Origin of the sequence: Corynebacterium halotolerans (genome assembly GCF_050107895.1) — a bacterium.
Taxonomy (GTDB): domain Bacteria; phylum Actinomycetota; class Actinomycetes; order Mycobacteriales; family Mycobacteriaceae; genus Corynebacterium; species Corynebacterium halotolerans_B.
Genome location: NZ_JBNILW010000007.1, coordinates 63,694 through 84,492, shown reverse-complemented (window position 1 = coordinate 84,492; position 20,799 = coordinate 63,694). Strand labels below are relative to the sequence as shown.

Annotated in this window: 19 protein-coding genes; 13 read left to right on the top strand and 6 right to left on the bottom strand. The window is 64.2% G+C overall.

Going from position 1 to position 20,799, the window contains the following annotated elements; genetic code table 11:
- The first annotated feature begins 459 nt into the window (after window positions 1-459).
- The 7 genes from ACQCVD_RS08520 to ACQCVD_RS08490 all read left to right on the top strand — a co-directional run bounded on the left by ACQCVD_RS08520 (window position 460) and on the right by ACQCVD_RS08490 (window position 8,334).
- Window positions 460-2,040, top strand: coding sequence for an anthranilate synthase component 1 (locus ACQCVD_RS08520; protein ID WP_426823308.1), 1,581 nt, complete (start codon window positions 460-462; stop codon window positions 2,038-2,040).
- The gene (locus ACQCVD_RS08515) at window positions 2,037-2,681 is read left to right on the top strand and encodes an anthranilate synthase component II (RefSeq protein WP_426823307.1); all 645 of its coding nucleotides are present in this window, start codon (window positions 2,037-2,039) and stop codon (window positions 2,679-2,681) included. Before ACQCVD_RS08520 ends, ACQCVD_RS08515 begins: the two co-directional genes overlap by 4 nt.
- Before the next feature lie 6 nt (window positions 2,682-2,687).
- Window positions 2,688-3,737, top strand: coding sequence for an anthranilate phosphoribosyltransferase (gene trpD / locus ACQCVD_RS08510; RefSeq protein ID WP_426823306.1), 1,050 nt, complete (start codon window positions 2,688-2,690; stop codon window positions 3,735-3,737).
- Window positions 3,727-5,196 (top strand): bifunctional indole-3-glycerol-phosphate synthase TrpC/phosphoribosylanthranilate isomerase TrpF, encoded by a 1,470-nt coding sequence (trpCF, locus tag ACQCVD_RS08505; protein ID WP_426823305.1) that lies wholly within the window; start codon window positions 3,727-3,729, stop codon window positions 5,194-5,196. The genes trpD and trpCF overlap by 11 nt, the downstream gene beginning before the upstream one ends.
- A 14-nt stretch (window positions 5,197-5,210) precedes the next feature.
- Window positions 5,211-6,473: a tryptophan synthase subunit beta gene (trpB, locus tag ACQCVD_RS08500; RefSeq protein WP_426823304.1), complete on the top strand. Its 1,263-nt coding sequence runs from the start codon at window positions 5,211-5,213 to the stop codon at window positions 6,471-6,473.
- 6 nt (window positions 6,474-6,479) lie between these two features.
- The gene (trpA, locus tag ACQCVD_RS08495; protein ID WP_426823303.1) at window positions 6,480-7,319 is read left to right on the top strand and encodes a tryptophan synthase subunit alpha; all 840 of its coding nucleotides are present in this window, start codon (window positions 6,480-6,482) and stop codon (window positions 7,317-7,319) included.
- A gap of 613 nt (window positions 7,320-7,932) precedes the next feature.
- On the top strand, window positions 7,933-8,334 hold the full coding sequence (locus tag ACQCVD_RS08490; protein WP_426823302.1) for a Rieske (2Fe-2S) protein: 402 nt from the start codon (window positions 7,933-7,935) through the stop codon (window positions 8,332-8,334).
- A 989-nt stretch (window positions 8,335-9,323) separates the two neighbouring features.
- On the opposite strand, the gene rraA is transcribed toward ACQCVD_RS08490, so the two are convergent.
- Together rraA and acnA are read right to left on the bottom strand one after the other, a co-directional pair.
- On the bottom strand, window positions 9,324-9,815 hold the full coding sequence (rraA, locus tag ACQCVD_RS08485; RefSeq protein ID WP_426823301.1) for a ribonuclease E activity regulator RraA: 492 nt from the start codon (window positions 9,813-9,815) through the stop codon (window positions 9,324-9,326).
- Between the two features lie 28 nt (window positions 9,816-9,843).
- Window positions 9,844-12,465 carry an aconitate hydratase AcnA gene (gene acnA, locus ACQCVD_RS08480; protein WP_426823300.1) on the bottom strand — a complete coding sequence of 874 codons (2,622 nt, stop codon included), beginning with the start codon at window positions 12,463-12,465 and terminating at the stop codon, window positions 9,844-9,846.
- Between the two features lie 218 nt (window positions 12,466-12,683).
- Here acnA and ACQCVD_RS08475 point away from each other — a divergent pair, with 218 nt between their 5' ends.
- The 6 genes from ACQCVD_RS08475 to ACQCVD_RS08450 all read left to right on the top strand — a co-directional run bounded on the left by ACQCVD_RS08475 (window position 12,684) and on the right by ACQCVD_RS08450 (window position 18,586).
- A complete protein-coding gene (locus ACQCVD_RS08475; protein ID WP_426823299.1) occupies window positions 12,684-13,358 on the top strand; it encodes a GntR family transcriptional regulator in 675 nt (224 codons plus the stop codon).
- Between the two features lie 333 nt (window positions 13,359-13,691).
- The gene (locus tag ACQCVD_RS08470) at window positions 13,692-14,705 is read left to right on the top strand and encodes a Bug family tripartite tricarboxylate transporter substrate binding protein (protein WP_426823298.1); all 1,014 of its coding nucleotides are present in this window, start codon (window positions 13,692-13,694) and stop codon (window positions 14,703-14,705) included.
- 26 nt (window positions 14,706-14,731) lie between these two features.
- Window positions 14,732-15,385: a tripartite tricarboxylate transporter TctB family protein gene (locus ACQCVD_RS08465; RefSeq protein ID WP_426823297.1), complete on the top strand. Its 654-nt coding sequence runs from the start codon at window positions 14,732-14,734 to the stop codon at window positions 15,383-15,385.
- Entirely contained in the window at window positions 15,385-16,965 is a 1,581-nt protein-coding gene (locus ACQCVD_RS08460) for a tripartite tricarboxylate transporter permease (RefSeq protein WP_426823296.1), read from the top strand. Before ACQCVD_RS08465 ends, ACQCVD_RS08460 begins: the two co-directional genes overlap by 1 nt.
- 157 nt (window positions 16,966-17,122) lie before the next feature.
- Window positions 17,123-18,121, top strand: coding sequence for a bile acid:sodium symporter family protein (locus ACQCVD_RS08455; RefSeq protein ID WP_426823295.1), 999 nt, complete (start codon window positions 17,123-17,125; stop codon window positions 18,119-18,121).
- 144 nt (window positions 18,122-18,265) lie between these two features.
- Complete coding sequence (locus ACQCVD_RS08450) at window positions 18,266-18,586, top strand: hypothetical protein (protein ID WP_426823294.1); 321 nt, start codon at window positions 18,266-18,268, stop codon at window positions 18,584-18,586.
- 5 nt (window positions 18,587-18,591) lie between these two features.
- Here the strand turns inward: ACQCVD_RS08450 and ACQCVD_RS08445 are convergent, their stop codons facing one another.
- The 4 genes from ACQCVD_RS08445 to ACQCVD_RS08430 form a co-directional block, all read right to left on the bottom strand.
- A complete protein-coding gene (locus tag ACQCVD_RS08445) occupies window positions 18,592-18,966 on the bottom strand; it encodes an META domain-containing protein (RefSeq protein ID WP_426823293.1) in 375 nt (124 codons plus the stop codon).
- Between the two features lie 87 nt (window positions 18,967-19,053).
- Window positions 19,054-19,401 (bottom strand): branched-chain amino acid transporter permease, encoded by a 348-nt coding sequence (locus ACQCVD_RS08440; protein WP_426823411.1) that lies wholly within the window; start codon window positions 19,399-19,401, stop codon window positions 19,054-19,056.
- Window positions 19,402-19,411: 10 nt separating this feature from the next.
- Window positions 19,412-20,179 carry an AzlC family ABC transporter permease gene (locus ACQCVD_RS08435; protein ID WP_426823292.1) on the bottom strand — a complete coding sequence of 256 codons (768 nt, stop codon included), beginning with the start codon at window positions 20,177-20,179 and terminating at the stop codon, window positions 19,412-19,414.
- Between the two features lie 5 nt (window positions 20,180-20,184).
- On the bottom strand, window positions 20,185-20,790 hold the full coding sequence (locus ACQCVD_RS08430) for a YqgE/AlgH family protein (protein WP_426823291.1): 606 nt from the start codon (window positions 20,788-20,790) through the stop codon (window positions 20,185-20,187).
- Between the last annotated feature and the right edge of the window lie 9 nt (window positions 20,791-20,799).

Below are 20,799 nucleotides of genomic sequence, written 5' to 3'. Positions count from 1 at the left end.
CACCACGCCGAACCGCCCCGCGGAGATCATCATCTCTGCGGGGCGGTTCACTATATCCAGCCCTCCGCACGAGCACGCCGGGAACGTTTCACGTGAAACATTCTCCACCCGCCGTGGGGTAACCCGGGCACGTTCCCACCTCAGGTGCTAAAGTATTTTCTCGTGAGCAACAGTTCTTTACTTCGAAGCACCCAGTGGTGGTGGCGCGCTTAACCGGCGAGCCACGTTGTTACACAGCAAAAGCAGGTTTCATACTTCTACGGCTCGCACGCTTCCACCAAGCGTCGGGCCGTTTTCTGGTTCACACCCCGGACCCCCTGGGTAGGCCCCGCTTGAACAGCGAAGCAGCGAACTACCGCAGACAATGTTCAAGTTCTTCAAGGAGAGGCCACCAGACATGACCACCACGATCCGGGCCGGGCAGCGGCCACTCACCCCCGCCAGAGTCGAGGTACTGCTATGAGCTTCAAGCCCACCGTCATTTCCCTGCCGGTCCGTTACCACGAGGATGCCTCGGGACTCTTCGCCCACCTGGGGGGCACGACGATCGATGACGCCATTCTCCTGGAAAGCGCTGACATCACCACCCGCAGCGGTATCTCCTCTGTCGCCGTACTGCGCTCTTCGGTCCGGGTCACCTGTGAGGGAGACACGGTCACCGCGCTTCCCCTGACCACCTCGGGAGGCGACATCACGGCACGCCTGGCCGAGCAACTCGGTGAGTATCTCTGCGCCACCGAGCCCGGCCCCACCTTCCGCTTTCCGGAGTCCACCGCCGTCAACGAGCGCGAGCGACTGAAGGCCATCAGCACCATCGAGGTGCTCCGCCGCCTCCAGCTGGACTCCGGCTTTCATGATGATAACGGGGCGCTGCCATTTCTCGGTGGTGGTTTCGCCTTCGATTACCTGGAGACCTTCGAGGATCTCCCGGCGGTGGGGGAGTCGGTCAACACCTACCCGGACTACCAGTTCGTCCTCGCCGAGATCCTGCTGAGCATCAACCATGAGGAACGCACCGCCCGCCTCGATGGCGTGGCCACCGCCGGTGCCCTGGCGGACCTGCGCCGCGACATGGAACAGCTCGCCGCACACATCGATGCCGCCGAGCCCACCACCGAGCACGCTTACCGGGTGACCGAGCACGACGACGACGTCCTGACCGTCACCGCCGATATTCCTGACGCGGAGTTCCGCGAACAGGTCAAGCAGCTCAAGGATTCCATCTACAACGGCGACATCTACCAGGTGGTCCCCGCGCGCACCTTCACCGCGCCGTGCCCGGATTCCTTCGCCGCCTACCGGCAGCTGCGGGAAACCAACCCGAGCCCGTACATGTTCTACGTCCGTGGCATCAACCCGGACGGCCGTTCCTACGAGGTCTTTGGAGCCTCCCCCGAGTCGAACCTGAAGTTCACCGCCGCCGATCGCGAGGTTCAGCTCTATCCCATCGCCGGTACCCGACCCCGCGGGCTGAACCCTGACGGCAGCGTGAACGAGGAACTCGATATCCGGGCCGAGCTGGACATGCGTACCGATGCCAAGGAGATCGCGGAGCACACCATGCTGGTGGATCTGGCGCGCAATGACCTGGCCCGGGTCGCGGTTCCGGCGACCCGGCGGGTGGCCGAGCTGCTGCAGGTGGACCGCTACTCCCGGGTCATGCACCTGGTGTCCCGCGTGACGGCCACGCTCGACCCCGAGCTGGATGCCCTGGACGCTTACCGGGCGTGCATGAACATGGGCACGTTGTCCGGGGCGCCGAAGCTGCGCGCCATGGAGCTGTTGCGCGGCGTCGAGAAGCGGCGGCGCGGTTCCTACGGCGGCGCCGTGGGCTACCTCAAGGGCAACGGCGACATGGACAACTGCATCGTCATCCGCTCCGCCTTCGTGCAGGACGGGGTGGCCGCGGTACAGGCCGGGGCCGGTGTCGTGCGTGACTCTCATCCGCAATCCGAGGCCGACGAAACCCTGCACAAGGCCTACGCGGTGCTCCACGCCATCGCGCTGGCCGCCGGCTCGACCCTGGAGGTAAACCGATGAGCGCCAAGATCGTCCTGATCGACAACCACGATAGCTTCGTCTACAACCTGGTCGATGCCTTCGCGTCCGCCGGCCACCAGTGCACCGTGTACCGCAACACCGTTGCGATCGAGCAGGTGCTCGACACACATCCCGACCTGATCTGCCTCTCCCCGGGGCCCGGCTACCCGAGCGAGGCCGGGAACTTGATGGCGCTTATCGACGCCGCGCTCGGCAGCGTCCCGATCCTCGGCATCTGCCTGGGCTTCCAGGCCCTGATCGAGCACCACGGCGGCACCGTGGAACCCTGCGGCCCGGTTCACGGCGTCTCCGAACAGATGCGGCTGACAGATGCCGGCACCACCCACCCGGTCTTCGAAGGTCTGGCCGTTGACGGCGGGCCGGACATGCCGGAAGTCCTCGGCCGTCAGGTGCCGGTGGCCCGCTACCACTCACTGGGCTGCACCACACCTCCGGCAGGCATCGTTCCGCTGGCTACCATCGGGTCTGAGATCGGTGATGTCATCATGACCGCCGAAACCACCGACCACCGGGCCCTGGGGCTGCAGTTTCACCCGGAGTCGGTGCTCAGCCCCACCGGTCCGGTGATCCTGGACCGAAGCATCAATTATCTGCTCAACACCTCTACGGAAGGGAACTAATCTCTGATGACCAGTCCTGACACTCTCTCCATCCTGCTGGCCTACCTGGAGAACAAGAACCCGACCCTGGAGCAGGCCATCGAGGTATTCACCCCACTGACCGTGGGCGACTACGACGAGGTCCACATTGCGGCCCTCCTGACGATGATCCGGACCCGGGGAGAGACCTTCGCCGACATCGCGGGGGCCGCCAAGGCCTTCATCGCGGCGGGGCGTCCCTTCCCGATCACCGGGGCCGGCCTGATGGATTCCGCCGGTACCGGCGGCGACGGCGCCAACACCATCAACATCACCACCGGGGCGTCGTTGATCGCCGCCTCGGGCGGAGTGAAGCTGGTCAAGTGCGGCAACCGCTCCGTCAGTTCCAAGTCCGGGTCCGCTGACGTCCTCGAGGCGCTGAACATCCCGTTGGGACTGGACGTGGACCGCGCCGTGAAGTGGTTCCAGGCCTCGAACTTCACGTTCCTGTTCGCCCCGGCCTACAACCCGGCGATCGCCCACGTGCAGCCGGTGCGCAAGGCGCTGAAATTCCCGACGATCTTCAACACCCTGGGCCCGTTGCTTTCCCCGGCCCGCCCGGAACTGCAGATCATGGGGGTGGCCCGCCCGGAGTCGGGACAGCTGATCGCCGAGGTCTTCCGCGAGCTCGGTCGTAAGCGGGCGCTGGTCATCCACGGCGCCGGCACCGATGAGCTTGCCGTCCACGGGACCTCCCTGATCTGGGAGCTCAAGGAGGACGGGTCCATTGAGCACTATGAACTGACTCCGGAGGACCTGGGGCTCAGGCGCCACCGCCTGGAGGAGTTGGCCGGGGGCGAGGGCGATGAGAACGCCGCTTTCATGCGCGCCACCTTCGCCGGTGAAGGTCCGGAGGCCCACCGCGACGCCCTGGCAGCCTCCGCGGGCGCGATGTTCTACCTCAACGGGGACGTCGACTCCTTCCGTGAGGGCACGGAGAAGGCCCTGGGACTGATCGCCGACGGCACCGTCCGCAGCTGGTTGGCCAAGCATGAAGAGATCGATTACAGCACTGAGGAGATCACCGATGGCAACTAAACTGCCCACTGTTCTGGAAGGCATCGTCGAGGGGCGCCGGGGGCACCTGGCGGAAATCCGGGCCCGCATCGCTCACGTCGATCCGGCCACCCTGCCCAAGTCCACCCGTTCTCTCTATGCGTCCCTCGGGGGAGGGGAGGAGAACGGCGGTCGCGGCCTCAACCGCTTCATCATGGAGTGTAAGTCCTCATCTCCCTCCTTGGGCATGATCCGGGAACACTATGAGCCCGGTGCCATCGCCGCCATCTATTCCCGTTTCGCTTCGGGTATCTCAGTGCTCTGCGAACCGGACCGCTTCGGTGGTGACTATGAGCACCTGGCCACCGTCGCCGCCACCACCCATCTGCCGGTGTTGTGCAAGGACTTCATCATCGACCCGGTGCAGATCCACGCCGCCCGCTACTTCGGTGCGGATGCGATCCTGCTCATGCTCTCAGTACTGGATGATGCGGAATACGCCGAGCTGGCCGCGGAGGCGGGTCGTCTCGGTCTGGATGTCCTGACCGAGGTCATTGATGAGGAGGAGGTGGCTCGGGCAGTGGAACTGGGTTCGAAGATCATCGGCGTCAACCACCGCAACCTCCACGACCTCTCCATTGACCTGACCCGCTCCGGTCGGCTGGCCGAGCTCATTCCGGACGACGCCGTCCTGATTTCTGAGTCCGGCATCCGGGACAACTACACCGCGCGAAAGCTGGGTGGCCACTCCAACGGGTTCCTCGTCGGTTCCCAGTTGACCAGTCAGCCAGACATTGACGCCGCCGCGCGTGAACTGGTTTACGGACCCAACAAAGTCTGTGGCCTACGGACCGTCGGAGCCGCGCAGGCCGCCAGGGCCGCGGGTGCCGTGTACGGCGGACTCATCTTTGAGGAAGCCTCCCCACGCAATGTTTCACGTGAAACCTCGGAAAAGATCATCGCGGCAGAGACCGGCTTGAAGTACGTCGCAGTCTCCCGGCGGGAGCAGGGCTGGGATGAACTGGTCCAACCCGGCATCACTGCCGTGCAGGTTCAGGCGCCGTTGCGTGAAAACGTCGCGGCAGAACTGAACCTGCTGCAAAGTATCCGCGCTGAGGTCGGCGAGGAGGTTGAGATCTGGCGGGCGGTATCCATGAACCAACCGCAGGGAGCTGAAATCGCCGCCGCCCTGGCAGACGAGGGTGTCGTGGACCGGCTGGTGCTGGACTCCGGGCGAGGAGGCACCGGATCCAGTTTTGACTGGTCCACCATCCCCGCTGCCGTCCGGAAGCACGCCCTGCTCGCCGGCGGCCTCGGGCTGGACAATCTCACAGACGCCCTCGGCGTCGGTTGCGCCGGCCTGGACCTGAACTCCGGCCTGGAGTATTCCGCTGAGGCGGGGGAGTGGGCCGGACACAAGGATTCCGGCGCGATCCGCCGGGCCTTCGCCACGATCCGCACCTTCACCTACCCTGATTCTTCCGACCTCGCCGCTTCCTAGGGAAAGAGATCTCCATGACACAGAACAACCCAGATGAGGCCCGTTCCGGCGGCCGGACCATCCTCCCCGCGTACTTCGGCAACTTCGGGGGCCAGTTCGTCCCCGAGTCCCTGATTCCGGCGCTCGATCAGCTGGAACAGGCCTTCGTGGACGCCACCAATGACCCCGAGTTCATGGCAGAGTTCCGCGGCTACCTGAAGGACTACCTCGGCCGACCCACCCCGATCACCGAGTGCTCGAACCTGCCTGTGGCCGGGGCTGGGAAAGGCCACGCCAGAATCTTCCTCAAACGCGAAGATCTGGTCCACGGTGGTGCCCACAAGACCAACCAGGTGATCGGTCAGGCGCTGCTGGCCAAGCGCATGGGCAAGAAGCGCATCATCGCCGAGACCGGGGCGGGCCAGCACGGCACCGCCACGGCACTGGCGTGCTCCCTGCTCGATCTCGAGTGCGTGGTCTACATGGGTGCCAAGGATGTCGAGCGGCAGCAGCCGAACGTCTACCGCATGCAACTGCACGGAGCGAAGGTCATCCCCGTCGATTCCGGCTCCGGCACCCTCAAGGACGCCGTTAACGAGGCGCTGCGGGACTGGACCGCCACCTTCCACGAATCGCACTACCTGCTCGGCACCGCCGCCGGTCCGCACCCGTTCCCGACACTCGTCCGCGAGTTCCACAAGGTCATCTCGGAGGAGGCGAAGGTCCAGATGATCGAGCGCACCGGCGGCCTGCCGGATCTCGTCGTCGCCTGCGTGGGTGGCGGCTCAAACGCCATCGGCATGTTCGCCGACTTCATCGATGAGGAAAAGGTGGAGCTGGTCGGTGCGGAGCCGGGCGGACACGGTCTGGATTCCGGGGAGCACGGCGCCACCATCACCAACGGCAAGATCGGCATCCTGCACGGAGCCAAGTCCTACCTCATGCGCAATGACGACGGCCAGGTGGAGGAATCCTATTCCATCTCCGCGGGCCTGGACTACCCGGGCGTCGGCCCGCAGCACGCCCACCTCCACGAGAGCGGTCGAGCCACCTACGTGGGTATCACCGACGCCGAGGCGCTCGAGGCCTTCCAGTTGCTCTCCCGCAAGGAGGGCATCATCCCGGCCCTGGAGTCCAGCCATGCCATGGCCTACGCACTCAAGCGGGCGAAGCTCGCGGAAGACAACGGCGAGGACATCAACATCCTCGTCTCCCTCTCGGGCCGCGGAGACAAGGACGTCGAGCACGTGCGCCGCACCCTCGAGGAGAACCCCGAACTCGTCCTGAAGGAGGACTAGCCCACCATGACCCGTTATGAAGACCTGTTCCAGCGCCTCGACGCGGCCAACGAGGGTGCCTTCGTCCCCTTTCTCATGCTCGGCGATCCCGATCCGGAATCCTCCTTCGAGATCATCCGCGCCACAGTGGAGGCGGGTGCCGACGCCCTGGAACTCGGCGTCCCCTTCTCCGACCCCGTGGCCGATGGCCCCACGATCCAGAAATCACATATTCGCGCCCTGGATGGGGGAGCGACCGTGGACGGATCGCTGGCATTGATCCGTCGCATCAGGGACACCTGGCCGGAGCTGCCGATCGGCATGCTGATCTACGGCAACGTCCCCTTCACCCGTGGCATCGAGCGCTTCTACACTGAGTTCCAGGAAGCCGGGGCCGACTCCATTCTGCTTCCCGACGTCCCGGTCCGGGAGGGCAGACCCTTCGCCGAGGCCGCCCGGGCCGCAGGGGTGGACCCGATCTTCATCGCACCGGCGCAGGCCTCAGAGACCACACTGACAGGCGTAGCGGCTCAGTCGGGCGGCTACATCTACGCCGTCTCCCGTCACGGTGTCACCGGTACTGAGCGGGAGTCCTCAACCACGGGGCTTGCCGATGTCGTGGCCAATGTCGAGCGTTTCGGCGGCGCCCCGATCCTGCTCGGCTTCGGTATCTCAACTCCGCAACACGTGGCCGATGCCATCGCGGCCGGCGCCGCTGGCGCAATCACCGGTTCCGCTATCACCCGCATCATCGACGCGCACGTGACCGGCGAGCATCCGGAGCCAGGCACCATCACAAACCTGGACGCTCTCAAGTCCGAGGTCGCTGAGTTCGTGTCCGCCATGAAGGCTGCCACCCGGAAATAGTGTTCGGCTCCACCCACGACACCTCAGCCCGTCTCCTTGCCGGTCACCATCGTCTGGCCTAGGGGGCGGGCTGTTGTCCTGTCGCTTACGAGCTACGCGCCGATGTTCCTGATGCCTGTGCCCGGCTCAGCCGGTCAGGGGTGGGGCAGATCCTCGTTCTTCCCGCGGCTGGGCGGTGGGGGAGGGGAGTGGTGGGCCGATAAGTTACCCGAAGAACCCGCGCCACGGGCCGGGGAACGAGCACAGTGGTGCGTCGCGGGGGCGCCATGGCCTAGCTGTAGCAGGCGCCGCCTACAGTAACTGTGACGAAACTCAGTTGGCTCCCAGGATAAGGGGAAACCGTCACCTGACATAAAGCGGTGGGCACTGAATGCGGATTCCGCTCCCGACTACTCTCATTAGGGATCCACCCGCAGCTTCTGAGGAGTGAAATTTGATGGCGGCAACCTATAGTCAGGCACACCAAACATGAGACCGGAGACTATTTACCTGGCCCATGACAGGTGCGGGGAAAGTTAGAGTCCCTGACCTCTGAAGGTCCAGTTGAACCACGGAAAGCGCACCTGGCTTCTCACAGGGTGACAATCTACCCCATGTGGAAGATACTGGAGTCATGACCCCCTCATCCTCCGGACCCCGGCTCCCTGAGCTCAGCTGCACCCGTCGCATGTTCCTGCTGGGAACCGCAACCACTTTTGCGGGTGCCTTCCTCGCCGCCTGTGGGGCTGAGCCCTCCACAGAACTGGCGGCCACAGAAGTTCCGGTGGGCAGCGCCGTCATCCTGGATGGGTTCATCATCGCCCAACCCACCGAAGGCGATTTCATCGCCTACTCCGCGACCTGTCCGCATCAGCTTAATCCCATCACTGAGGTGGAGGGGGATATGGTGCGCTGCACGGCCCACAACTCTGAGTTCTCCATTGCTGATGGAGCAGTACTAGCCGGGCCCTCGCGCGATCCGCTCACTCCCGTCAGGCTCTCCCAGGAAGGAAATCAGTTGAACGTGAGTGTCTGAGGCGGCAGGGATAAAACCCGCTCCCGCCGGGGCCGGATGAGCCTCAGGACCCTCCGCCCGTTCAGTACTGCGCTCGCTTTGCCAACCCGAAGGATCTCCAGCGCAAACAGGTCCACCGATCCTTCCCGTCAGGGACAGTCCGGATATCAGCATTCTCCTGTAACTACATGGCATCGTGCAGTGCACAGGCGGAACCCGCGGGCGTTCTCGCTGCAGCAGTACCTCCGTCGGAACTGTCCGAGCGGGAGCGGCGGTTTCGAGGGGAAGCTCCCTACGGTTCTGGACGGCTCGAAGTCGCAGCCGCACCGCTGACCTGCAATGGGGGAGGGGAGCCGGTGACGCAGGTGACCCAGGTGACCGCTGGGTTTTCCACGGCAGCAAACTCGGCCGGGAGCGACTGTCGGGCAGGTATTACGAACGAGTCTGCCCAACTAAATCCGTTGTCCTGCGCTCTTCCCGGCATCCAGCCCCTGAACCCAGCCTCCTCGCCCTCCACAATGGCTGAACCGAGTGAGGGTCATAGTCATCGGGACTACGCAAGGCAGAAAAGAGGCCGCCTCGTACCTCCGCGTTCACCTGAACACCGAAGGGAACCGCCGTCTTCCATCGCCGCCAGAGGCCGTCATATTGAGGGCAGTCACACGGGCCCTCAAGAGCGCAATCTCGGCATTCCCCATGAGCTTGTTGCGACCGCAACTTACGCCCTATCTCCCCACCTATGCAGAAAACTACCTGCCTACGGATCTGCCACGGATTCACGTGAAACATCGCGAAGCGTGGAACCAGCGATCCCCAGGAATTCACCCCCTCAACCGACGCCACTCCGCCTCCATCGCCGCGTAGTTTCACGTGAAACATTCTCCCGGGCGATCTGAAAGGGGAGCAATTCTGAAAGGGTCAGGTCCAGAGATCAGGAACGTCAAAGTTTCACGTGAAACATCCCCTCCCATCCGCGGTCTTCCACAGCTCGAGCGCACTGCAACGACGGCTTAACGTTCGACCAACACCCCGTCGAAGTCGGCGTAAATCATGGCCCCTGGCCGGATCAGAGCGCCTCCCATGTGCAGCTCCACATTCTCCCGCCCGGCCCCTTCCTTCAAACTGCGTTTCGGGTTGCTTCCCAGTGCCAGCACCCCGAAAGGAAGCTGGCTCAGTTCACCCCGATCCCGAATGGCCCCGTTAATCACCACGCCCGCCCAGTTGTTCTCCAGCAGGGTCGCAGCCATGTTGCCGCCTAACAGAGTGCAGCCCAGAGAACCATGCCCATCGACGACCAGAACCGAACCTTCACCGGGCCGGCGCATGACCTCCTTCAGGAGCCCATTGTCCTGGTAGACGTCCACGGTGTATGCCGCCCCCTGGAAACAATCCACACCACCAAAACTATGGAAGCTCAGGGCCAGAGACTCCAATGCCTCACCCTGTTCGTCATACACGTCCGAGGTCCGGAAGACCGCCATGTTCTTATATCCGTTCTTCATTGTCTTTTTCCTTTTCCCTCTACCGTTATCACCGAGCCGAGAGGGCACGGTCAAGAATTTTCGGGATGACCCCACCGGCCCGGAGCAGCTCGACCTCCATGCCGGTGTCCACTGCCGTCTCGGCGAAAAATTCCCATGTGTCTCCCGAACTTTCCCGGATCGTCACCGGAACACTCGCTCTCGGCCCAGCCAAAGCCAACGAGAGATCCGCACTCAGCACCGTGGCGGCATCGATTTCCTGCAGCCGCTCACGAACATCAGCAGGGTAGGTCAACGGCAGGATCCCCATCCCGATCAAGTTGGAGCGGTGGATACGTTCATAACTGGCAGCCACCACCGTCCGAACCCCCAACAGCTTCTGCGCTTTCGCCGCCCAGTCGCGGGAAGAGCCCATACCGTAGCGGTCGCCGGCAATGACCATGACGGGAACCGAATCAGCTCGGTAGCGATTCGCCGCATCCCAGATGCTCATGATGTCTCCACTCGGCCCGTGCGTGGTCATCGCGATACCGGCATCCGGAGCCAGCGCATTAGAAACGGCCTTGCTGAAGTAGGCGCCGCGCGCCATCACCTCCCAGTTGCCGCGGCGGGAGGCGAAGACGTTGAGATCATCGCGGTCTTCCCCGCGGGCGACAAGGTAGTCGGCGACGAAACTATCCGGGGGAATCGCGCTGGCGGGGGAGATGTGGTCGGTAGTGATATCGTCCCCCAGCACCAGGAGCGGATGAGCGTCCAGCGGTCCCAGAACGCCACCTGAATCTGCTGCGGCAAAGGGCGGGGGACGGAGAATCGTGGATTCGGGATCCCAGGGAAATAGCGGCCCCGTCGGTGCATCGATGTGCTTCCACATCGGGTTCTCGAGGGCGGTGCGGAAATCTCGGGCGAAGTCATCGGGGTCGAGGGCACCAGCTAGCGTGTGGTCGATCTCCTCAGGGGTGGGCCACAGGTCAGCGAGCCGAACCTCCCGACCGTCTTCGTCCACGCCGAACACTGCCGTCGAAAGATCAACGGCGGCATCACCCGCAAGTGCATATGCCACGACCATGGGGGGACTCATGAGGAATCCGAGATCGAGGTCCGGGTGGATGCGGCCCGGAAAATTGCGGTTTCCGGAAAGGATCGCGACGGGCCGGATCTGTTCCGCTCTCCGGCCCTGCTCGGTCTCCAGGGGTAGCGGCCCGGAATTACCGATGCAGGTCGCGCAGCCGAACCCGACCACATCGAAACCGACAGCGGAAAGATCCTCATCCAGACCTGCCCGGGCGAGATAGGACACCGCGGCCGGAGATCCCGGCGCTAAGGAGGTCTTGACCCATGGTGCTGGGGAGAGGCCCCGCTCCCGCGCCCGTCGCGCAAGCAGGCCAGCCGCAATCAGTAACCGAGGGTCGCTGGTGTTGGTGCAACTGGTGATCGATGCCAGCGCCACGGGAAACTCAGGCATGGAGGCGCCCTCCTCCCAGTTCAGGGGCGCCTTCTCCCGCGCCAACACGGCTGGGATCTCGGCGATCGCCACGTGGTCCTGCGGACGCCGTGGGCCGGCTGCCCCGGGAGAAACCGCATCAAGATCGATGTTGATCGTGCGACTGTAATCCGGGGTGGCGGTGGGGTCGAACCAATAGCCCATCGACCGGAAATAATCGTGAACCAGGTTCTGCTGTTGCTGGGAGCGTCCGGTTACCGCCAGGTAGTCCAGAACCGCCTGATCCACCGGGAAGTAACCGGTGGTGGCACCGTACTCCGGAGCCATGTTCGCCACCACGGCACGGTCGCCCACACTCAAGGTCGTGACGCCGGGACCATAGAACTCGACGAACTCGCCGGTGACGCCCAGCTCGCGGAGACGCTGCGTGACCACAAGGGCCAGGTCTGTGGCCGTCACCCCGCCCTGGAGCCGGCCAGCGAGATGGACTCCGACCACGTCCGGGAGTTTGAGGGTCGTCGGCATGCCGAACATGACTGTTTCGGCCTCGAGTCCGCCGATTCCCCAGCCCAGCACACCGAGGCCGTTGACCATGGGAGTGTGGCTGTCTGTGCCGAGCATCATGTCGGGGGCGATCCACTGTACTTCGCCGTCGGTGTGGACAGTGGCCACCGTCGCCAACTGTTCCAGGTTGATCGTATGCATGATTCCGCTGCCAGGGGGGTTGATGTGGATATTGGACATCGCCCCGGCAGCCCATTTGAGAAAGCGGTACCGTTCCCGGTTCCGGCGGATCTCCAACTGAATATTCCGGGCCGGTGCGTCAGGAGTCGCATAGACCTCCACGGCGAGTGAGTGGTCCACTGACACTTCCACGGGGAGGGTCGGACTGACCTGTTCCGGATCACCGCCTGCCCCAGCGATGGTGTCACGCAACGCGGCCATGTCCACGAGCGCCGGGGTGGAGGTGGTGTCATGCATCAACAGCCGGCCGGGGCGGAATGAAATCTCATCGGTGCTGCTGCAGCGTTCTCGCCAGTGCCGGAGAGCTGTCAGCATGGCTTCGCGCTCCTGCGGTGGCGCACACCGGGCGACGTTCTCCGCCAGGAGGCGCAGCACCATCGGCCAGCGGTGAAAGTCCGTTCCCAGAGTCTCAGCGGCCGAAATAACACGATATGCGTTGCCCTCGTAATGGAGGAGGCCCTGTCGCTCACCTGTGGAAGTGTCCATAGTTTCTCGCTTCGCTCGTTACATCTTATAATCTATAGAAGACAATATATGAGATGCAGGGCATAATGCTACGGTTTAATGAACTAAACCAGCTTTATGCGTTATACACTTGCAGGACCACACAGCCCAGAAATTTCTCCGGAGCTGTCACGCCGTCCGCGGCCACTGCATGAACAACGGGCGGCTCTACCGCGCCCACTCAGTCCGGAGGAGGTCTGATGAACACTTTTACGCCCGGGGTCATGACTAAGAATGACTACGCCTACGCCCAGCTCCGGGATCTGATTCTCACGGGGGAGCTGTCGCCCGGTTCCCCCCTCCAGCAGGGGAAACTCGCCAAGGACTTCGGTCTCAGTACCACCCCGTTACGCGAGGCGATCCGCCGTCTCGCCGCCGAGGGATTGATAACGCTCGCAGCACACCGCGACGCCCGGGTAGCTGAGGTAACCGAGAAGGAAGCGGCAGACCTCTATCAGGTGCGCTGCCAACTCGATCCGCTCGCCGCCAGCCTGGCTGCCACCCACCGAACCGAAGACGAACTGTCCGGCATCATCGAGGCAGAATCCCTCCTGGTCCCACTGACGGAAGAGGGGGGTGTCGACGGTTTGCTGCGCCACCGCGAGTTCCACCGCCGGATCTACCGGGCGTCGCACAACCCCATCCTCGTCGACATGCTCGAACGCCTCTGGGACAAAGCGGACCGATATCGCATCATCGGCTTACAAACCCGTGGCGATTCACCCCAAGATTTTCAGCGCGTCTCAGCCGAACATACGGAGCTCGTCACAGCGATCGGCGACGGAGATGCCGAACGTGCTCAAGCGGTGATGGAGCGGCATATCCGAGGCAGTCTCGGCAACCAGGCAATCACCGTCTTACAGACCAGCTCCTGATTCCGCCCCTCCGGCCAAGCCGCGTTCCCGCATGAGACGGGGACGCGGCTTTCGCCATATCTCCCACCTTCCCTCCACCCCCGAAACTGCCCCCGACTGAACATCTCGTGTGCCCCGCCAATTCAGGGAGTGTCCGTGGTCACAGCGCTACGATCCAACTGACCTTCAGGAAACAGTGAGACAAGGAAGCAAAGATTCCTAAAGTGACCACCCTCACTCATTACAGGTTATAGTCTGTAATCCAAGCGACAGTCCGGCCGGGCTTCTCCATCACGGCAGGGGAACTGCGCAGCTGATCTCTTTTCACTCCGCCACGGAGAGGACCCACCTCACATGACAGAAAAGACCGGGGCCCCGCCCCGCTCCCCAGTGAAAATCGTAGGTACCGTCATCGCCGCCCTGCTCGGTCTCACCCTGGTGGTCGCCGGGGTGGCAGATGCCTCCAATTCCACCTCGGGGGCCAACGCCCGATCCACCCTGACGCTCATCGCTCCGGCGAATGCCGGCGGCGGTTGGGACAGCGCAGCCCGAGAGGCGCAGCAGACGCTGCGCTCCGAGGGCATCGTGAACAGCCCACAGGTGGTCAATATTCCCGGGGCCGGCGGCACCATCGGCCTCAGCCAGCTCACCGAGATGGAGGGGGAGTCCACCACAGCGATGGTCATGGGCATCACCATGCTCGGTGCCATCAACATCAACGGTTCCGGCGTGGACATGGGCGACGTAACTCCCATCGCCCGGCTCACAGATGATTACGACGTCGTCGTGGTCCCGGCGGATTCGCCGATCAACACCGTGGACGACCTGGTGGAGGAGTGGCGGGCAGACCCCGCCAGCTATCCCTTCGGCGGCGGTTCCCTCGGCAGTCTCGACCAGATGATCATCGCCCAGATCGCCACGGAGGCCGGCATTGATCCCACCGCCATCAACTACCTGGCACACTCCGGCGGCGCCGAGCTGGCCACGGCACTCCTCTCCGGCACCATCTCCGCCTCCGTCTCCGGCTACGCCGACTTCGAGGATCAGATTGAGGCCGGACGACTCAAGGTCATCGCAGTCTCCGCACCGGAACCGGTGCCGGGCATCGACGCGCCAACTCTCATTGAAGAAGGCTACGACGTCGAACTCACCAACTGGCGCGGCATTGTCGCCCCACCGGGCATCACCGAGGAGGAACGACGCGAACTGGAGGACATCTTCGCCGAGATGATCGCCACGGACACCTGGGCGGACACCCTCGAAAGAAACCAGTGGACCGACACCTCCCGAATCGGTGACGACTTCGCCACCAACCTCGAAGAGGAGACCGGGATCGTGGACTCCATCTGGGCCGACCTGGGCTACTGACCCACCCATTCACCGAAGGAACTCTCATGACAACCATCCCACCCCGGCACCCGGAACCGGACGGAGCCAGCTCCGTCGATACCCAGGTATCCACCACAGACCCCGGCGACCCTGCCGCCACCGGCAGCAGCCACCGGGCGCAAGAACCGAAACTGCGCACTGCGAACGCCCTCGACGGCCGGGGCTCCCTCTTCGTCGCAGTGGCGCTGGCCGCATTCACCATCTACATCTTCTACGGCATCATCACCATGGAGGTTCCGGACAGTGCGCAGGCTCCGGGACCGAAGTTCTATCCCATGCTGCTGGGAATCGTCGCCGCCATCCTGACCGTGCTGTTGTTCATCGACACCTGGCGAAACCCCTCCCATGAACCGGGCACCCGGTACACCGCGCCAGTGGGGGAGAACCGCAGTGCCGCCCTCATCCCGGTCGGGGAGACTGACAAGAAGGCCCTCGCCTACGGTGTCATCGCCTTCGGTGTGTTCGCCTTCATCCTCGAACCCATCGGCTGGATCATCTCGGCCGCACTGCTGTTCTGGGTGCTGGCACTGACCCTCGGAGCCAAGCGACCGGTGTTCAACCTCGCGGTCAGCCTCGTGGTCTCCTCGGCCATTCAGGTCGCCTTCTCCATGGGTCTCGGCCTGCACCTTCCGGCCGGCATCCTGGGAGGGATCTTCTGATGGAACAACTGACACTGCTCCTCGACGGTTTCGCCGACGCCATCACCCCGATGAACCTCCTGTGGGTCTTCATCGGCGCCCTGCTCGGCACGGCGGTGGGCGTGCTGCCCGGCATGGGGTCGGCCATGGCCGTCGCCCTGCTGCTGCCGATCACCTTCACCCTGGAGCCCACCGCGGCCTTCATCATGTTCGCCGGCGTCTACTTCGGCGGCCTCTTCGGTGACTCCACGATGGCGATCCTCGTCAACACCCCGGGAGGTTCCACCGCCATCGCGACCTCCTTTGAGGGCCACAAGATGGCCCTGGTGGGCCGGGCCCCGCAGGCTCTGGCCACCTCCGCCATCGGCGCCTTCACCGGTGGTCTGATCGCCACCACCCTGGTTGTCTTCTTCGCCCCGAAGCTGGCCGAGTTCGCCATCCTCTTCGGCCCGGCCGAATACTTCGCCCTCGCCGTGTTCGCGTTCCTGGCCTGTTCCGCCGTGGTCTCCGACTCCCTGATCAAGGGCCTGGTCTCCCTGATCTTCGGCCTGCTGGTGGCCACCGTCGGCATCGACGGCATCTCCGGCACCCAGCGTTTCACCGGTGGCGTACCCGAGCTTTTCGACGGCATCAGCATCATCGTGGTCACCGTGGGAATCCTCGCCCTCGGCGAGGTCTTCTACAAGATCTACGAGCACAAACGACCGAAACCGACGCAGAAGTCCAAACTCACGGGCAGTGCCTTCCTGAGCTTCAAGGACTTCCGGGAGGCACTACCCGCCTGGCTGCGCGGCACCGGTTTCGGCGTGCCCTTCGGCGTCATCCCCGTCGGTGGTGCCGAGGTACCCACCTTCATGGCCTACGCCACCGAACGCAATCTCGACGCTCGCCGCAAGGACCCGAAATTCGGCACGGGTGCCATCCGCGGAGTGGCTGCCCCGGAGGCGGCGGGCAACGCCACCGCCGGAACCGCCATGGGTGCCCTGCTGGCCATGGGCCTGCCGACCTCCGCCACCGCCGCGATCATGCTCGCGGCCTTCCAGCAGTACGGGATCCAACCCGGCCCGCTCCTCTTCGAACGCAACGCGGACCTGGTGTGGCCGTTGCTCGCATCCCTGTTCATCGGCCTGTTCGTCCTGTTGATCCTGAATCTTCCGCTGGCACCGATGTGGGCGAAGCTGCTGCTGATCCCGCGCCACTACCTCTACGCCGGGATCGCCCTGTTCTGTGCCCTCGGCGTCTACGCCACGTCGGCCGCCATGACCGACCTGCTGCTGGTGCTGCTGATCGGCTTCATCGGTTTCCTGTTCCGGCGCTATGACTTCCCACTGGCGCCCGTGATGATCGGCGTGATCCTGGGCCCGCTGGCCGAGACCAGCTTCCGTAACGCCCTGCTGTCTTCGGGTGGGGAATACTCCACCTTCATCGCCTCACCCATCACCTGGGTCCTCTACGGCCTGATGGCGATCGTGCTCGCCGCCGCCGGTTACAAGCACTACAGCAACCGCCGTGCCAACCGGGCCACGGAGGAACGTTCCCGACAGACGGAGCTCGCCGACAACCAGGAAGAACCGGTGGGAGAGCCGGAGACCACGCGCTGACCCCGCTTCCGCACCACACCATCCGCCCCGCCGTGCCCGGCCCGTCCGGTCAGACACCGCGGGGTGGACACCGTTCCGGGGCGGCCGGGCCGGACCGGATGCCCGCGGCGTCAACAAGCAGGAACCGGAGACCACCTGAGCCGTACACTAAGGATCCATGAGCAAACGCCTGAAGATGCCGAAAGTCGACCCGCTGATCGCCCTGATCGTGACGGCTGTGGTGGTGGCCATCATCCTGCCCGCCCGCGGCCAGTTCGCCGACTGGTTCGCGGTGGCCACCCAGATCGCCATTGCGGTGCTGTTCTTTCTCTACGGTGCGCGACTGTCCACCCAGGAAGCCCTCAACGGCCTGAAGAACTGGAAACTCCATCTCCTGATCCTGGTGTTCACATTCGTGGCGTTCCCGATCATCGGGGTGCTGTTGCGCCCGCTGACGATGTTCATCTCCGAGGACCTCTACCTGGGCATCCTCTTTCTCACCCTGGTGCCGTCCACGGTGCAGTCCTCGGTCGCCTTCACTTCGATCGCCCGCGGCAATGTGGCCGGCGCGATCGTGGCGGCGTCCGCCTCCAACCTGGCCGGCGTCTTCTTCACCCCCCTGCTGGTGATGTTCCTGATGTCCTCCGGCGACGGCATCCACATCGACAGTTCCGTGTTCCTCTCAATCGCCCTCCAGCTGCTGCTCCCATTCGTTCTCGGCCAACTCTGCCGCCGCTGGGTGGGGAAGTTGGCTGCCAACAAGGGCACCAAGATCGTGGACCGCGGCTCCATCACGATGGTCGTCTACTCGGCGTTCTCCTCCGGCATCGTCGCGGGGATCTGGTCCACCGTTTCCCTCTTCGACATCGTCTTCCTGATCGTGTTCTCCATCGTGCTGGTGATCTTCATGCTGTGGCTGACCCGGTTCGTCGCCGAGAAACTCGGCTTCAACCGGGCGGACAGCATTGCCGTCGAGTTCTGCGGCACCAAGAAATCCCTCGCCACGGGGCTCCCGATGGCCTCGGTCATCTTCGGCGGGGCACAGGTAGGCCTGTTGATCCTGCCACTGATGCTCTTCCATCAGATCCAACTCATGATCTGCGCCTGGCTGGCCGCGCACTACGCGAAGCAGGGCGACGATCCGCAGAAGGTAGAAACCGTCAGCGCACCGAGATAGGCCGACAGCGGCCGGTCCCGACCCTCAGGCAAGGCCCGTCATGCTGGAGCCGCCGGCCCGAAGAGTGGATCATCACCCTTCCGGCCGGTTCTTCTTTTCCCACTACGGACCACACGTTTGCTTTAGCGCAGCGAACCCAAGAAGATGTTTCACGTGAAACATCGACTTTTTGTCCGTACCGAACTCACCGTGGACGGAGCCGGCACCGCCATCCACGTGGCCGAGCTGGAACCCGTGGAGAACGGCTTCTGCCGCATGCTCCGCATCATCGAGCTGGATCCGAATAGCGCCATCACCGGCGCAGCCCGAGAGGGCCGCACCGCCGGCATGGCCAATGAGCCGAATGCTCTGGTGCCGCACCCGGACACCTACGACCAGTTCCCGGACATCACGGCCCGTCATCTAAATGAGGAGGAGTTTGAGGGGCTGTGGACCGAGGCGACCACCTTGTTCCCGGAGCTCTGAGAACCTCATTGCCGGGGGAGGGTACCGATTTCCACACCCTGCGCATCGAAAACGTGGAGGCTTCCCTCGCGAACCGTCACGGCATCCGCCCGCGACAGCCAGGTATCCACATCCGTGCAGGCCATCAGGGTTCCGGCCAGATGATCCAGTTGAGCTGAGCCCTCACCCTGTTCACCCTCCTCCCATCTGCCCGTCAGCCGGTTACAGCCGTCGCTCCCGGACACACTGCCGTCCCCCCGGAAGGTGAGCTGGGCCTGGCCCGGTTCATCCGAGCCCCAGTCACCCTCAACTGAGGCCGAAGACGCACAGGCGCCGAGGGACAGGACACCAGCCAGCATTGCCGCCAGCAGCCCGTTGCGGCCACCCGTGTACGTCTTCATGACCCTGAAGCTACCCGGGCACCGGGGAAAGGAAACCATTCCCGCCGCGCTACAGCTTCAAGGAGAGGGCGCGGCGCCGACAAGCACCTAGAACACCAGGTTCACCAGCAGCATGTAGCACACCGTGCCGCCGACGATGGACAGGCCGGCATCACGACGCCAGGCATGCAAAGTCAGGGTGACCGCCACAGCGATCAGCGAGGCTCCCAGGCCGCCGGGGGCGGTGAGCTGCCCGAAGAGGGTGTAGATGACCAGGGCTCCCATCACGCCCACCGGCATGGTGATGCCGAGCATACCCACGAACTTGCTGTTCTTCAGCACCTTGAGCGCGGAGAAGGGGAACTGTCGTAACACCAGCGTCACAACGGCCACCGGAATCAGCACCGCCAGGACGGTCCGCAGATCCACACCTTCCGGAAGTCCCGCCACCGCCAGGACGGAAACCTCAGGGGACACGGCGCTTCCTTCGTTCAGCCGGGCGCCGCAGCTCCACCGCCAGGTCCAGGCGCGGCGAGAGGAAACGCAGCACCAGGATCAGGAAATAGGCGATCAGGGCGATGACGAGCATCTGCCCGGGCAGGAGAATGCCCGCCACCACCGTGAGGCCGATGGCGGTCAGCGGCAGTGAGAAGTCCTGGTTGTTCCGGAAGGACTCCCAGGTCAACACGACGAAGAGCGCCGTCAGGGCGAACTCCATGCCCTGCAGGCCCGGCGGAATCAGCTCCCCGGCCAGGGCGCCGATGATGCCCGGAATGACCCACAGGGACTGGCAGAGCAGCTGAATGGTCAGGACCCGGGTTCCGGAGACCGGACCGGCCGGCCGGGCCGAGACGATGGCATAGGACTCGTCGGTCAGCGCGTAGGTGGAGTAGACCTTGCCCGGGAGGGAGTTGATCTGGTTCCGGGGGAAGGTCAGGCCATAGAAGATGTGGCGGAAGTTGACCATGAACCCGGTGACCGCGGCGGAGAAGGGCCCCACGCCCGCGGTGACCAGGTTGACCGCCAGAAATTCCATGCTGCCGGCGTAGATCACCACGGAGAAGATCGGCGTCCACCACCAGGCGAATCCGGACTGGGTCATCAGCAGGCCGAACGCGAGCCCGAGCGGCACCAGCCCGAGTCCCACGGCCCAGGTCTCCCTGACGCCCGCCCTGACCTCGGTGAGGGTGCCGTCCTCAGTTGGTTGGGATTCGCCGGGTGAAGCCGAATCCACGGCCATCAGTTGTCACCGAGATCGGCCGGGAAGGTGGAGAACAGGGGCAGGGGCATCTGCTGGCGGCGCATCACATCACCCCACAGATCCACCCGGCCGGGGGCGATGACGTCGGAGGGCAGGGCCGGGGTGACGTACCAGTCGCCGAACTCGATCTCCTCCTCCAGCTGGCCGGGCGCCCACTCGGCATAGCCGGCGAACATGCGGATGCCTTCCACCAGCGGTGTGACCTCGTCCGGGTTGGAGCGCATGTCCACGTGCACCAGGCGCGGCGCCAGGCGGTGGATCTGCGGGTGCTCATCGATGTTGATGCCGGCTTTGGTGACCCCGAGTGCGGCCACGGACTGCTGGTTCAGGGGCCCGCCGATGTAGAGCGCCTGTGGCTTGGCAACGGCCGGCAGCCACTCCGGCATCACGTTGAAAACCGCGAGTTCACTGCGCGCGGTGAGATTGACCCCGAAGGTCATCTGCGGCGAATGCTCGATGAGCATGATCACGCTGCGGGTGAAATCGCCGGACATCATGCCCGGCGCGGCGACCAGCAGCATGCCGGGTTCCGGAGCGGTGCGCTCCATCGCGTTGAACAGCCGGTCTGCGTAGAGATCAGACATCGTGCCCGT